13 protein-coding genes are annotated in these 13,468 nt (G+C 55.4%); 8 read left to right on the forward strand and 5 right to left on the reverse strand.

Annotated features, from left to right (window positions below; translation table 11 throughout):
- Nucleotides 1-91: 91 nt before the first annotated feature.
- Both uraH and ELY25_RS09730 read left to right on the forward strand, forming a co-directional pair.
- Complete coding sequence (gene uraH, locus ELY25_RS09725; protein WP_126951092.1) at nucleotides 92-445, forward strand: hydroxyisourate hydrolase; 354 nt, start codon at nucleotides 92-94, stop codon at nucleotides 443-445.
- Nucleotides 446-468: 23 nt separating this feature from the next.
- Nucleotides 469-1,185 carry a GntR family transcriptional regulator gene (locus tag ELY25_RS09730; protein ID WP_126951093.1) on the forward strand — a complete coding sequence of 239 codons (717 nt, stop codon included), beginning with the start codon at nucleotides 469-471 and terminating at the stop codon, nucleotides 1,183-1,185.
- A 72-nt stretch (nucleotides 1,186-1,257) separates the two neighbouring features.
- Here ELY25_RS09730 and ELY25_RS09735 read toward each other — a convergent pair whose 3' ends face one another.
- From ELY25_RS09735 to ELY25_RS09745, 3 genes are all read right to left on the reverse strand, one after another.
- Entirely contained in the window at nucleotides 1,258-2,706 is a 1,449-nt protein-coding gene (locus ELY25_RS09735) for an NCS1 family nucleobase:cation symporter-1 (RefSeq protein WP_126951094.1), read from the reverse strand.
- A 55-nt stretch (nucleotides 2,707-2,761) separates the two neighbouring features.
- A complete protein-coding gene (locus ELY25_RS09740; protein ID WP_126951095.1) occupies nucleotides 2,762-4,132 on the reverse strand; it encodes an NCS1 family transporter in 1,371 nt (456 codons plus the stop codon).
- A gap of 162 nt (nucleotides 4,133-4,294) precedes the next feature.
- On the reverse strand, nucleotides 4,295-5,047 hold the full coding sequence (locus ELY25_RS09745) for an aspartate/glutamate racemase family protein (protein ID WP_126951096.1): 753 nt from the start codon (nucleotides 5,045-5,047) through the stop codon (nucleotides 4,295-4,297).
- A 264-nt stretch (nucleotides 5,048-5,311) separates the two neighbouring features.
- On the opposite strand from ELY25_RS09745, the gene puuE reads away from it, so the two are divergent.
- Entirely contained in the window at nucleotides 5,312-6,247 is a 936-nt protein-coding gene (gene puuE / locus ELY25_RS09750; protein ID WP_126951097.1) for an allantoinase PuuE, read from the forward strand.
- A 12-nt stretch (nucleotides 6,248-6,259) separates the two neighbouring features.
- Here the strand turns inward: puuE and ELY25_RS09755 are convergent, their stop codons facing one another.
- A complete protein-coding gene (locus ELY25_RS09755) occupies nucleotides 6,260-7,708 on the reverse strand; it encodes a YfcC family protein (protein WP_221885415.1) in 1,449 nt (482 codons plus the stop codon).
- 189 nt (nucleotides 7,709-7,897) lie between these two features.
- Here ELY25_RS09755 and ELY25_RS09760 point away from each other — a divergent pair, with 189 nt between their 5' ends.
- The 5 genes from ELY25_RS09760 to ELY25_RS09780 all read left to right on the forward strand — a co-directional run bounded on the left by ELY25_RS09760 (nucleotide 7,898) and on the right by ELY25_RS09780 (nucleotide 12,561).
- Complete coding sequence (locus ELY25_RS09760) at nucleotides 7,898-8,758, forward strand: MurR/RpiR family transcriptional regulator (protein ID WP_236995694.1); 861 nt, start codon at nucleotides 7,898-7,900, stop codon at nucleotides 8,756-8,758.
- Between the two features lie 316 nt (nucleotides 8,759-9,074).
- Nucleotides 9,075-9,914, forward strand: coding sequence for a bifunctional allantoicase/(S)-ureidoglycine aminohydrolase (locus ELY25_RS09765; RefSeq protein WP_126951098.1), 840 nt, complete (start codon nucleotides 9,075-9,077; stop codon nucleotides 9,912-9,914).
- Nucleotides 9,915-9,938: 24 nt separating this feature from the next.
- Entirely contained in the window at nucleotides 9,939-10,430 is a 492-nt protein-coding gene (locus ELY25_RS09770) for an ureidoglycolate lyase (RefSeq protein ID WP_126951099.1), read from the forward strand.
- A 96-nt stretch (nucleotides 10,431-10,526) separates the two neighbouring features.
- On the forward strand, nucleotides 10,527-11,987 hold the full coding sequence (gene pyk, locus ELY25_RS09775) for a pyruvate kinase (protein ID WP_126951100.1): 1,461 nt from the start codon (nucleotides 10,527-10,529) through the stop codon (nucleotides 11,985-11,987).
- Between the two features lie 25 nt (nucleotides 11,988-12,012).
- Nucleotides 12,013-12,561, forward strand: coding sequence for a DUF192 domain-containing protein (locus tag ELY25_RS09780; protein ID WP_126951101.1), 549 nt, complete (start codon nucleotides 12,013-12,015; stop codon nucleotides 12,559-12,561).
- 9 nt (nucleotides 12,562-12,570) lie between these two features.
- On the opposite strand, the gene ELY25_RS09785 is transcribed toward ELY25_RS09780, so the two are convergent.
- A complete protein-coding gene (locus ELY25_RS09785) occupies nucleotides 12,571-13,431 on the reverse strand; it encodes a DMT family transporter (RefSeq protein ID WP_126951102.1) in 861 nt (286 codons plus the stop codon).
- Nucleotides 13,432-13,468: the final 37 nt, after the last annotated feature.

The following is a 13,468-nucleotide window of genomic DNA, read 5'->3' on the forward strand; positions in this document are numbered from 1 at the left end:
GTTAATAGGCTAATCATGTATACAATATTAAAGGCATAAAGGTAATCTAGACCTGCCTACTTTAATTATTCATTAGCAGCAAGGAGCCGCTATGGGACGTTTAACGACTCACGTACTGGATACCGCAAAAGGTCAGCCAGCCCAAGGGATTACCATTGATATCTTTCACGTAGCCGCAGGTCATCGTGAGCACGTAGGGGAGGCGGTCACTAACGCCGAAGGCCGTTGTGACGCGCCGCTTCTGGAAGGCGAGGCCTTTACGCCTGGCGAATATGAGCTGGTGTTTCATGCAGGCGATTACCTACGAGTGCAGGGTGTAGAGGCTGAAGAACCGCGTTTTCTGGATGTAATTCCTCTGCGTTTTGGCGTTGCTGATGCCGATCAGCACTATCATGTGCCGCTTCTTTTATCCCCGTATGGCTACTCCACCTACCGGGGAAGTTAAGCATTAGTCAACAGGAGCGCCAGATGAGTGAGGTGCAGATGGCTGCAAAACGGCACGCCCCTGAAAAAGAGGGCGATGAACGCCATGAGACGATTTATCGGGTGGTAAGCGATGCCATTGTTGAGCAGCGCTTAAAGCCCGGCGCCCGGCTGCGTGAAGATGCCCTGGCGGAGGTTTTTAATATCAGCCGCACGGGTATACGCAAAATTCTCCAGCGCCTGGCGCTTGAGCAGTTGGTGACCTTGACGCCGCGGCGTGGAGCGAGCGTCACCCGGCCAACGGCGGAAGAAGCTAAAGATGTGTTTGATGCCCGCCAGCTTATCGAGTGCGGGCTAATGCCTGATGTGGCAAGGCGAATTGGCGAAAAAGAAGCCGCCGAGCTACGCGACATGGCCCGCCAGGAGCGCCAGGCGCTGCGCAGCGGTCAACAGAGCATCGCCATTCGTCTATCTGCAGACTTTCATGTGCGCCTAGCCCAGCTATCCGGTAATGCCACACTGGCAGAGTTTGTCGAACGGCTCTGCTCTCGCTCCTCACTCATTCTGGCGGTATACGGTCATCGTGGTCATTTAGGCTGCGAATCCCACGATCACGATGACTTGATCGGTTATCTGGAAGCCGGCAACGGCGAGCGCGCCAAAGCCTTTATGAGCCGCCACTTGAAGGCTATTGAGGCGTCGCTTTCCATGGTTGAGGGAGAGGATAACGTACCGGACTTGCAGGATATTTTCGGGAGTTAACGGCGCTTTAGTTAAACAAACGCCCGGCTTAATGCCGGGCGTTTGGGTTTGGCGGTTGAGGCTGGAATGCGTTCAAATCGCCTTTTCCCGCATCAATCCGTAATAAATCAGCCCGCCCAGACCCGCACCAATCAGCCATCCATAGCCGCCTAAACTCGATAGCGCAGGCACCAGTACGGTAGAAAGCGAGAACACTGCCGCTACACCAAACGCAATCAGCGCGCGGGTGTTCCAGCCGTTGGTGTAGTAGTAGGTGCTGCCCGGTTTTGATGAGAACAGCGCCTGGATATCCAGGCGCTGGCGTTTAATCAGGTAATAGTCCACCACGATAATGCCGTAGAACGGGGCGACGATGGCGCCCAGGGCATTTACAAAACCGGGGATGCCGATCTGGCTGATAAACGATATCCAGAAGGCGCCGACGAAGAAGGCAATCACCGCAGTGATCAGGCCACCCATCTTGAAGCTGATCTTGCTGGGGAACAGGTTGGCCAGGTCATAGGCAGGCGGAATAAAGTTGGCGACCAGATTGATACCCACGGTGGCGGCAAAGAAGGTGAGAGCGGCCACAATAGTGAGCGGCAGTGAATCCACTCGCTCCACGATATCGGCGGGGTTGGTGAGCGCCTCGCCAAACAGCACCAGCGTGCCAGCGGTAATCATCAGCGCAATAAAGGAAAAGAACGCCACGTTAAGCGGCAGGCCCAGCAGGTTGCCCAGCTTCATCTGGCGCTCGGTTTTGACGAAGCGGGTAAAGTCGCCAAAGTTGATCACCACCGCGGCAAAGTAGGCCACCATGGTGCCTACAATGGCCAGGAACGCGCCAATGGCGGTGCCGTTGGATTCCCCTGAGCCGCTAAAAATCGAGCCAACCGCCGGTAAGAGCTCATCGCCTGCCTGAACCCAGACAATCACCATCAGCACCAGCATGACGACGTAGACCAGCGGGCCTGCCCAATTGAGGAAGTGCTTGATGCGCTCGATACCCTGCCAAAAAATTGCAATCTGAAACAGCCAGACAATCACGAACGACACCCAGGCCACACCCGAAAGCCCCAGGTACGTATTACCGTTACCCCCGCCAATCAAGGCAGTAATTAAGAGTGTGACGGCGGTGGAAGCAAAGTAGGTCTGCACCCCGTACCAGAAAATACCTACGATCGCACGAAGCATAGCAGGGAAGTTGGCGCCGCGAACGCCCATGCTTGCGCGCACCATTACCGGAAACGGTATGCCATATTTAACGCTGGGCTTGCCGGTTAAATTGACCAGGAACATCACGATAACCCCGGCCAGAATAATCGCCGCCATTACTGCCCAACCGTTCAGTCCGTAGGAGAGAAACAGCGACGCTGCCAGGGTATAGCCAAACAGACTCTGGATATCGTTGGACCAGACGTTGAAAATTTCAAAAGCACCCCAGGTACGATCCTGGGGCTTTACCGGTGCCAAGTCATCGTTATACAACGTCGGGTCAATATGCCCTATATCCAAGCTACTTGCAGTTTCACGCTCTTTCATTACGAACTCGCATTTTTATGTTGTGGGTCGTAGGGGGTTGAGGTTAATAAAATCCTTATTGAGCAAAGCGCTGGCAGGGAGCCCAGTGCTTCATCAGCAGGTAATAGGTGACCCCGGCTGGAATCAGGCTGGCATACCAGGAAACCGACGAGAAAGTGAGAGCGGCGGCAATACCCACGACGGTGGCGATCAGGGCAGCCATATTGATGCCCTGATAGGGGCCGTTGACGTCATACAGCTTGCTGATATCTAAAGTGCGGCGGCGGATGACGTAGTAATCGACCACCAGAATGGCAAAGATAGGGCCAAGAAATGCCGAGTAGGTTTGCACGAAAAGCTGTAAGCCAGCAGCCGACTCAGGCTGAACCAGTTTCCAGGGGAAGGTGGCAAAGGCGAGCAGGCCCACGATAACGGTAGCGACCGGGAACTTGATCTTGAATACATCCATCAATACATAGGTGGGCGGCACAACGTTATTGAGCACGTTGGTGGTCACTTGGGCAAAAGCGATAAACAGCAGGGTAATCATCAAAAGTGGGGTGTTATCCACCGCGTTGGCAAATACCTGAATAGGGTCGGCCGTGCCTGTCGCCTCTGACACCATATAACCGATCAGCCCCATAAACAGCGTGCAGGGCAGAATCGACATCGCGTAAATGGTGGTAAGAAGCCCTTGGCCTGTGCCTTTTTTATGCTCACGGGAGTAGTCGCTGACATTGAGCATCATGGTGCTATAAATGCCCAAAAACAGCATAGTCGCGCTCCAGAACGGCATACCCCAGGAACCTTCCATGGTCAGCAGGCTGGCGGAGAGCTCATCGCCATAGCGCTGCACCGTGGCGTAGAACATATACATCAGCGAGCCCAGGATAAACACACTGCCAATGTTTTCCAGCCATTTGATACCCTGAAAACCCATGACAGACAGGCCAATCTGCAAAAGCTGGAAGGTAATAAAGTAGAACACCAGATTATCAAAGCCGAACAGGGTGGCCGACACCATATTGAGTGCACCCGCGCCAATCCAGCTTTGAAAGCCGTACCACACAACGGCGGGTACCGCGCGAACCAAACCAGGGATGCGGGTGCCGGTAAACCCAAAGGCGCTGCGCGCCTGCACCATAAACGGGATGCCGTACTTGTAGCCCGCCGCACCGTTGATCGCGAGCGCAATGCCAATCACAAAACAGCCAATCGCGATAGCAAGCGTTGCCTGCAACAGGTTTAACGTACCCACCACGCTTGAGCCCATGGCGAAGGTACCAATGGATACGCAGCCGCCAAACCACGCCAGAAAATAGGAGCCTCGCCCCATAATTCGGGTGTGTTGCGGAGCCAGGGTTTCCGCCCCCAGGCTTTTTGTATCCAACCCTGTGTGCACAGTGGATGGGTCTTCTGACGGTTGAGCAGGTGCTGAAATGCTCATGATGTCGTCCTCGCAAGATTATGAGTATTGTTGGTATCCCAGGTTTTTACCTGAAAAACGCTTGCGGCATGGCGTGCTACTGGACGTGCTGGTTCTGTTGCTTTTTATTTTTAATCAATTGTTTAAGTCGTTATAGAGCTGTCGGGTATTGCAAATAAAACGCTATTTAGGCGGTAATTGAAGGTCAGAAAGCGCTGCAAACTGACCGGTAAACGGTTTGGGTCGTGGATAGGCAAGGTCGCCGTGCTTGCTGGTATAAAGCCCCAGGCCTACCAAGGATTCGGCAAGCTTTAACGCAGCGCTGACGCCTTCAACTACAGGAATGCCCACTTCACGGCTAATTTCTTGGGTAAGATTTGCCATCCCTCCGCACCCCAAAACAATCGCGCCGATATCATCTTCATCCCGGGCGCGGCAGCACTCTTCCACAATACGTTTAAAGGCAGCGTCGGGATGATGCTCAAGATCGAGTACCGGAATTTCTGCAGCACGGATACGCCGACAGTGATGGCGAAAGCCGTACTGCTCTAGCAGGTGTTCGGCAATAATCCCAGTGCGGCTTAGCGTCGTCACAATCGAAAACCGCGTACTGATAAGGGTTGCCAGATGAAAGGCGGCTTCTGCAATACCAATCACCGGGGCGCGCGTTAGCTCACGAGCGGCAAGCAGCCCTGGGTCGCCAAAGCAGGCCACGATGTAGGCATCAATGCCTCCTTCGCGTTCGCCTTTTAACACCTCTTGGGCCACACCTACCGCGCTGACGACTTCATCAAAGTGGCTTTCGATGGAGACAGGGCCAGACTCGGGTTGAGAGGCAGTTATGCGAACCCCTGTTGAAGCTTGGCACTCAGCAGTACGATGAATGGCTTGAGTCATCGATGCCGTGGTATTGGGATTGATAATATGTATATGCACGATAAGCGATCCACAGGTAAGCAGCTAAAACATCTTGTATACGAAAATAGGTTGGTTTATCACCAAGAGCAAGGCCTTTAAGCTTATTAAAAAGGCTAATAATCTTGACCATTCGTTCAGGTTTGCACGCTTGCTGGCTTTTAAAGCGGGATTCGTTGTATACGGTTGTATTGCGGTTAGCTGTGAATATGGCTACTTTGTATACAAATACTGATGGCATTCTTGGGCTTACACGCTTAGCGATTACCGGTAAGGATCTGCTCTATGAAGTTGACGACTCACTCTCCCTATCCGCGCGACTTAATGGGCTATGGGCGTACGCCGCCTCACGCCAACTGGCCGGGCAAGGCCAAAATCGCCGTTCAGTTTGTACTTAACTATGAAGAGGGCGGTGAAAATAGCGTACTCCACGGGGATAACGCTTCAGAGCAATTCTTGTCGGAGATTATTGGCGCTGCCGCCTACCCAGACCGCCATTTAAGCATGGAGTCGATTTATGAGTATGGCTCCCGGGCAGGGGTATGGCGGATTTTGCGTGAGTTTGAGCGGCGCGGGCTGCCGTTAACCGTCTTTGGGGTGGCCATGGCACTGGAACGAAACCCTGAAGTCGCCCAGGCGTTCAAAGAGTTAGGGCATGAAATTGCCTGCCACGGCTATCGTTGGATTCACTATCAGGAAGTGCCCGAACACATTGAGCGTGAGCATCTTCAAAAAGCCGTGGAGATTTTCCAGCAGCTTTACGGTGAAAAACCAGACGGCTGGTATACCGGGCGCGATAGCCCCAATACCCGGCGGCTACTTCTGGATGAGGGCGGCTTTTTATATGACAGCGACTATTACGGCGATGATCTGCCGTTCTGGACCCGAGTAACTGATAGCCAGGGCAGTGAACACCCGCATCTTATCGTGCCTTATACGCTGGATAGCAACGATATGCGCTTTGCCGCGCCTCAGGGTTTCAACACCGCGGACCACTTCTTCACCTACTTGCGCGACGCCTTTGATGTCCTTTACGAAGAGGGTGAGGAAGCGCCCAAGATGCTCTCGATTGGCATGCACTGCCGCCTGCTGGGCCGCCCCGGGCGTTTTCGTGCCCTGCAACGCTTTCTCGACTACATCGAAACCCACGACCGGGTATGGGTGGCGCGCCGGGTGGATATCGCCCGCCACTGGGCGGAGCACCACCCGGCACCTCTTTAAATGAGCTAAAGGTTAGCCTACCCACTGCACCGCTTGGGCGAAGATGAGAAAGCCGAGTGCAATCAGCACCCAGACGCAAAACAGCGGGAAGAAGAACTTGACCCACTTCTGCCAGGAAACGCCAGCCAGAGCCAGGGTCGCCATAAAGTACCCCGAGGTGGGGTAAAGAATATTGCCCATGCCGTCGCCGAGCTGAAATGCCAGAACGGCGGTTTGGCGGGTAACGCCGATCATGTCGGATAAGGGGGCCATGATGGGCATGGTCACAAGCGCCTGGCCGCTGCCGGAGGGAATGACAAAGTTGAACAGTAGCTGAGCCACGTACATGCCAATGGCAGAGAGAATGGTGGGCAGCCCCCCGACCACGTTGCCGAGCGCGTAAACCAGCGTGTCCATGATCTGGCCTTGCTCGAGAATTACCGCCACACCGCGGGCAACGCCGGCAATCATGGCGCCAACCAGCACATCTCGAAAGCCCTTGTTGAAGCCTTCGCAGATGTCGTCGGTGCTGAGGCCTGCAATCAACCCGACCACCACACCCATGATGATGAATAACCCGGCCATTTCGAGCATGAACCAGCCCTGGCGCAGCACGCCATAAACCAGTACGCCAAAGAAGATGAACGTTGCCGCAGCGGCAAGCTTCTGTCGCGTATTGGCCACTCGCGCTGACTCGCTCACGCTATGCTGGTAGCTTGAACGCTTGTCCGCTTCGTCTTCATCGTTTTGCATAAGGCTCAAGGCCGGATTCTGATGCACTTTATGGGCGTAGCGCATCACGAAAAAAATCGCCGCACCCAGAATGGCAACAAAGGCGAGCGCGCGTAACCCAAGCCCCGAATACAGGGGGAGGCCCGATAGCTGCTGGGCAAGCCCGGTATTGATCGGATTCAAAAGGCCGGTGGCAAACCCGGCGGTCGTGGCGCACAGCGCAACGGCAGCGGCGGTAACAGAATCAAAGCGCAGCGCAATCATCAGCGGCAGAATGACCGGTACATAGACAAGCGCAAGCTCCTGAGTGCCGATCACGGTGGCGATCACTGCAAACACCGTCATCAACACGGGAATCATCAGGAGGCTCTGGTTGGCAAAGCGACGCGTCAGCTTATCAACGCCAATTTCAATAATGCCGGTACGGCGCAGTACCATGAACATGCCGCCGATCATGAAGGTGAAGAACACCACTTCGCCTGCACTGATAAGCCCATTGGGAATGGCCAGCATGAAGTCGGTGAAGCCGGCGGGCGCTGCCTCTACAAACTGGAAAGACGCAGGGTCGATGGTGGTGCGTCCGGCGGGGCCTGGCACTCGTTCGAATTGGCCTGCCGGTACAAAGTGTGTCGCAATGGCGGCAATGGCAATAAAGATAAATAAAACAACATAGATATCGGGAACCCGGCACCATCCTCGTTTGGGCGTTGCTTGTGGCGGGGGCATAGAACGTTGAGTGTTAGGGGACATAGGTTGCCTCGCATTAATGGACGTTATCGTTATGTGAGTCTGGCGGCCTGACCTGGGCGTATGCAGCGCAACCTGGCGCACTCGGTGCGTTAAAACGAACGCAAAGCGCGCTAGTGGCGTGCATCAATACCTTCTGTTTTTATGTTTCTTGTTTTCCGTGCGTGCACTGCACGCGCTAAGGAGTCTTTCTTGGCGATACCGTCCTCCTCTTCGATGCCACATATTGGCCAGCGAATTGCCACACAATTTGTTGAACTGAGTACCCAGGAGCAGCGTGTAGCCACCTTTATCCTGGATCATTTTGATGACCTGGCGACCTTTAGTGGGGCTGATCTGGCCCGTTTGACCGGGGTGTCCAAGTCCACCGTCAGTCGTCTGTTTAAAAAACTGGGCTTTGAAAGCTTTCAAGTGGTCAAGCAGCATGCCAGGCAATTGCGTAGCATGGGTGTGCCCCTGGTAACAGGCAGCGAGCGGCCCGATGAAGAGCGCTTTAAACGTCACCTGGCGCGGGAGTACGATAACTTGCGGCAGACGTTTGCCAACGTCGATTCGACGAATTTTGAAGCAGTGATGAACGCGCTCGATCATGCAAACCGTATCGTGCTGATTGGGTTTCGTAACAGTTACCCCCTCGCCGTGCATTTTCGACAGCAACTGGTACAGGTGCGTGACAATGTCAGCCTGGCGCCTCAACCTAATCAAAGCCTGGCTGAGGAACTGGTATCGCTGGGTGAAAATGATGTGGTGGTGGTGTTCGGGTTTCGGCGCCGGCCCGCTTTTTTCAATACGCTGCTGAAAACGCTTGCTGCAAAGGAGTGCCGCGTATTGCTGTTTGGCGACGCAACCGTAAAAAACTATACGCGCCACGTAGACTGGTGGCTTGAGTGTCCTCTGGACAGCGTTTCGGCTTTTGACAGTTATGCCAGCGCAATGAGTTTGATCAGCCTGCTCTCGAACAGCTTGCTGCATCAGCGGCTTGCTGAGGGAAGGGCACGTATCCACGCCATCAGCGAGCTTTATCAGGAACTGGACGAGCTTGAACTTAGCTAGCGTTGAATAAAGCGACTCGTGCCATGTGGCTGTTCTTCTAGGAGCATTAACAGATGCCATTTCTCGTCTATTTTTTAGATTTTTGAAACGAAGGTTTCTAGAGACGTTACTATTGGTATTAATGTTTCACAAGCGTATTGTCTACTAAACTGCTTAATAACCGCGCAAACCAAGTGGTGATAAAACCCAAAAGTGGCGTGAAACCTTTGAGTAACGTTAAGTGTTTTTATAAATATCAATTATTTGATTTATTCATTTAAGAATGCCGTGATCATGTGTGAATGGTGACAGCAAGCAACAATGAAGAGGAAAAACAATGCCAACGAACAATCTACCCAATTACTACGCCCCCACCGGCGGACATCCGCCGCAGACTCAGCTAACCGCTGACCGGGCGGTATTTACCGAAGCGTATGCGCTGATTCCCAAGGGCGTGATGCGTGATATCGTGACTAGCAACCTGCCGTTTTGGAATGGCACCCGCGCATGGATATTGGCGCGACCGTTATCAGGCTTTGCCGAGACGTTTTCCCAGTACATCATGGAAGTGCAGCCGGGCGGGGGAAGCGACAAGCCCGAACCGGAGGCTGATGCCGAGGGCGTGCTGTTCGTTGTCGAAGGCGAGCTTACCCTGACTATCGACGGGGTGCGCCATACCCTGGTACCGGGCGGCTATGCGTTCATTCCACCGGGGGTTCAGTGGCGTGTGCGCAACGACGCGCAGGCGCCGGTGCGTTTCCACTGGATCCGCAAGGCCTTCGAGTATGTGGACGGCCTTGAGGTGCCTGAGGCTTTCGTTACCAACGAACAGGCGATCACCCCCAACGAAATGCCCGGTACTGAAGGCCGCTGGTCGACCACCCGCTTTGTTGACCCCAACGACGTGCGCCACGATATGCACGTCACTATCGTCAATTTCCAGCCGGGCGGCGTGATTCCGTTTGATGAAACCCACGTGATGGAGCATGGCCTCTACGTGCTGGAAGGCAAAGCGGTGTATCACCTGAACCAGCAGTGGGTCGAGGTAGAAGCGGGCGATTTCATGTGGCTGCGCGCCTTCTGCCCTCAAGCCTGCTACGCCGGTGGGCCAGGGCCGTTTCGCTATCTGCTGTACAAGGACGTCAACCGCCACGCCTCTCTTAAACTCTTCCGCTAGTTTCGCAAAGGAGTAGGAGTCACGATGCTGAACCTGACCGCCGTTCCGTTAACGCCGGAAGCCTTTACGCCTTTCGGCGATGTGATCGACGCGCGCAGCAGCGCGGCGTTCCCTATCAATGCCGGGCGCACCCAGCGTCATCACGACCTCGCCCGGGTGGAAACGCTTGGCGAGTGCGCCCATACGCTGATCAATATCTTTGTCAGCCAGCCGATCTCGCTGCCGCTGGAGCTTACCTTTCTGGAGCGCCACCCGCTGGGCAGTCAGACATTCATGCCGCTGCATCAGGAGCGCTTTATTGTGGTGGTTGCCCCGCTCGGTGAGGCCATCAACCCCGATGATGTGCGCGCGTTCGTCACCGACGGCCGCCAAGGCGTGAACTACCGTGCCGGTACTTGGCACGCGATTCAGTCGGTGCTGGAGCGCGAGGGCGAGTTCCTGGTGGTGGACCGCGGCGGCGAGGGCAACAACTGCGAAGAGTACCCGTTAAAAATCACGGTCACTCTGGGCGAATAACTTGTCTCCACGGCTTATGGTTGTCATCTTGGTCGTCTTATACTGCTAAGCTAATGACACATCTCGCGATTGTTCAGGAAATTGTTTAGGAAAATTATGAATCCACAGACGCATGTTCCGCTTCGCCGTACCAAGATTGTCGCCACTCTTGGCCCCGCCAGTGACCGTGAGGGGGTTCTGGAGGCAATGCTGAAAGCGGGGGTGGATGTCGTACGTTTGAACTTCTCCCACGGTACGCCCGACGATCATCGCAAGCGCCTGATGCGGGTGCGCGAAATAGCCGCCCAGCTTGGCCGTAGCGTGGCCGCGCTGGGCGACCTTCAGGGTCCGAAAATCCGTATCGCCCGGTTCAAGGAGGGTGCGGTGACTCTGAAGGAGGGTCAGGCGTTCGTGCTGGACATGGCGCTGGACCGCGATGCCGGCGATGCCGAGCAGGTAGGCTGCGATTACAAGACACTGGCCCAGGACGTTGGCGCCGGCGACCGACTGCTGCTGGATGACGGCCGCGTGGTACTGGACGTTACCCGCGTGGATGGCCAGCAGGTGCACACCCAGGTAGTGGTGGGCGGCAAGCTCTCTAACCATAAGGGCATCAACAAGCAGGGTGGTGGTCTTTCGGCGCCGGCACTGACGGAAAAAGATAAGGAAGATTTAAAAACCGCCGTCGAGATTGGCGTTGACTACTTGGCCATTTCGTTTCCCCGCCATGCCGAAGACATGCTTGAAGCGCGTCGACTGCTGGGCGAAGAGGGCAAGGAGATTGGCCTGGTCGCCAAGGTGGAGCGCGCCGAGGCGGTGGCGGATGACGCAACGCTTGATGGCATTATCGAAGCGTCGGAAGCGGTCATGGTCGCCCGGGGTGATTTGGGCGTGGAAATTGGTGATGCCAAGCTGGTAGGCGTTCAGAAGCGCATGATCAAGCGTGCCCGCTCGCTCAACCGCGCGGTGATTACCGCCACGCAAATGATGGAGAGCATGATCTCCGCGCCGTTGCCTACCCGCGCTGAAGTATTTGACGTGGCCAATGCCGTGCTGGACAGCAGCGATGCGGTGATGCTCTCGGCGGAAACTGCCGCCGGCGACTACCCGGTGGAAACCGTGGAAGCCATGGCGCGCATCTGCCTTGGGGCTGAGCGTGAAAAGCTAGTTCAGGAGTCGGGCCACCGTATCCATGAAGGTTTTACCCGCCCGGATGAAACCATCGCGCTTTCCGCCATGTACGCCGCTAACCATATGACCGGTGTAGCCGCGATTGCCTGCATGACCGCCTCTGGCTATACCCCGCTGATTGCCTCGCGCATTCGTTCGGGATTGCCTATCGTCGGGCTTGCCCATAACCCGATTGCCCAGCGGCGCATGGCACTCTATCGTGGCGTGGTGTCACTGCCCTTTGATACATCCGAAATGAGCGCCACCGAACTTAACGATCGGGCGCTTGAGCTGCTGGTGCAGCATGGCCTTGCCGAGCCGGGCGATCATGTCATTCTTACCCGGGGCGATCACATGAATGCCCATGGCGGTACCAATACCATGAAAGTCATGACCATCGCCGAATAGCAGACCGATTAAAGGAGGCGTCTTTATGAACCCGACTCGTCGACTCGTGCTGAAAGCGGCATTAGGTTTGCCGCTGGCGGCACTACTCCCCGGTACGCTCTGGGGGGCGCTCGCTTGGGCAGATAACGCTGATGAACGTAGTGATGCCGAGGGCGGCGAACTGCTGGCACTGGCCATCCATAGTGATGGCGGCCCGCACCGCCTGGAAGTTGAAGTAGCCCAAACCGCGGCGCAGCGTCAGCAGGGGTTGATGGGGCGGGAATCTTTGCCTGAAGACCGCGGTATGCTGTTTCGCTTTGAGCAGGAGCAATCTGCGGGCAACGCCTTTTGGATGTACCGCACGTTAATCCCGCTGGATATCGCGTTTATCGATCAAGAAGGGCGTATTGTAGCCATCAATACCATGCCGCCCTGTGAATCCAGCGCGCCCACCGAGTGCCCTGCCTACCCGGCAGGAGCTGCTTATCGGGCGGCCCTTGAAGTGAATGGCGGCTACTTCGCCGAACGCGGTATCAAGGTGGGTGACTGTATCTCGATTCCGGACCAGGCAGGCTTCTGCCAGCCCATCGATTAACAGGAAAACTTAAAGCGCTGGGCGGCGCTTGCGAAAACGGATCAGGATCAAGCCGATACCTGCCACTACCAGGCCGCCGCCCATCAGCTTATGAAGCCCCAGACTGTCGTCCATCAATAGTGCGCCCAGACCAACGGCCAGCACGGGTACCAAAAGCGTCATCGGGACCACCCGGTTAACCGGATGACGGCGCAGCAGGGCGTACCATATGCCGTAGGCGACAATTGACGACATCACCGCCGTATAGAAGACCGCTCCCCAGCCTACCCACCCCGCCTCTTTGATTGCCTGCCACTGCCCACTTTCAAACAACCAGGAGCCAACGGCTACCTGTGGCACCGCCAGTAGCGCTACCCAGCCAGCCAGTGCCAGCGGCGCAATGGCCGGGCCGCGCTTGATCAATAACTGTGATACCGCCCAGCCCAAAGCACACAGCAGTAAAATACTCAGCGGCAGCGGTGAAGGAAGCGTTGGCCCACCCGCTAGTACGATTACCCCAGCAAACGAAAGTAACAGCCCGATTAGACGCTTAGGGCCCAGTTTCTCTTTAAGAAAGATGACTGCAAGCAGCGTGGCAAAGGGCGTTCCCATTTGCACTAAAAGCGCTCCTGTGCCCGCTTCGGCCTGGCTCAAACCGATAAATAGCAGGGCGAAATGCAGCGTGCCGAAGGTGAATGAAAGGAGTAAAAGAAAGGGCAATTGAGAACGGGATACCGGGAAGAAAGGCACCAGTAAAAGAGAAACCAGCATAAAGCGGAGCGTCGTCATAAGCAGAGGCGGTAATTCTGCGACACCAACTTTAATAACAATAACGTTTAATGCCCAGATGGCGATTACCAACAGGCCAAGCAATAGATCGCGTAACGGCATAACGTATCCGGTCAATGAAAGGTCTTTCATAGCATAT

The sequence above is a fragment of the Vreelandella populi genome (assembly GCF_003989825.1).
GTDB lineage: Bacteria > Pseudomonadota > Gammaproteobacteria > Pseudomonadales > Halomonadaceae > Vreelandella > Vreelandella populi.

Coding starts and splice junctions, on each gene's coding strand:
- ELY25_RS09755 (WP_221885415.1), bottom strand. CDS start 7,708: ATGTCCCCTAACACTCAACGTTCTATGCCCCCGCCACAAGCAACGCCC.
- pyk (WP_126951100.1), top strand. CDS start 10,527: ATGAATCCACAGACGCATGTTCCGCTTCGCCGTACCAAGATTGTCGCC.
- ELY25_RS09735 (WP_126951094.1), bottom strand. CDS start 2,706: ATGAAAGAGCGTGAAACTGCAAGTAGCTTGGATATAGGGCATATTGAC.
- ELY25_RS09785 (WP_126951102.1), bottom strand. CDS start 13,431: ATGCCGTTACGCGATCTATTGCTTGGCCTGTTGGTAATCGCCATCTGG.
- ELY25_RS09770 (WP_126951099.1), top strand. CDS start 9,939: ATGCTGAACCTGACCGCCGTTCCGTTAACGCCGGAAGCCTTTACGCCT.
- ELY25_RS09730 (WP_126951093.1), top strand. CDS start 469: ATGAGTGAGGTGCAGATGGCTGCAAAACGGCACGCCCCTGAAAAAGAG.
- ELY25_RS09765 (WP_126951098.1), top strand. CDS start 9,075: ATGCCAACGAACAATCTACCCAATTACTACGCCCCCACCGGCGGACAT.
- ELY25_RS09780 (WP_126951101.1), top strand. CDS start 12,013: ATGAACCCGACTCGTCGACTCGTGCTGAAAGCGGCATTAGGTTTGCCG.
- puuE (WP_126951097.1), top strand. CDS start 5,312: ATGAAGTTGACGACTCACTCTCCCTATCCGCGCGACTTAATGGGCTAT.
- uraH (WP_126951092.1), top strand. CDS start 92: ATGGGACGTTTAACGACTCACGTACTGGATACCGCAAAAGGTCAGCCA.
- ELY25_RS09740 (WP_126951095.1), bottom strand. CDS start 4,132: ATGAGCATTTCAGCACCTGCTCAACCGTCAGAAGACCCATCCACTGTG.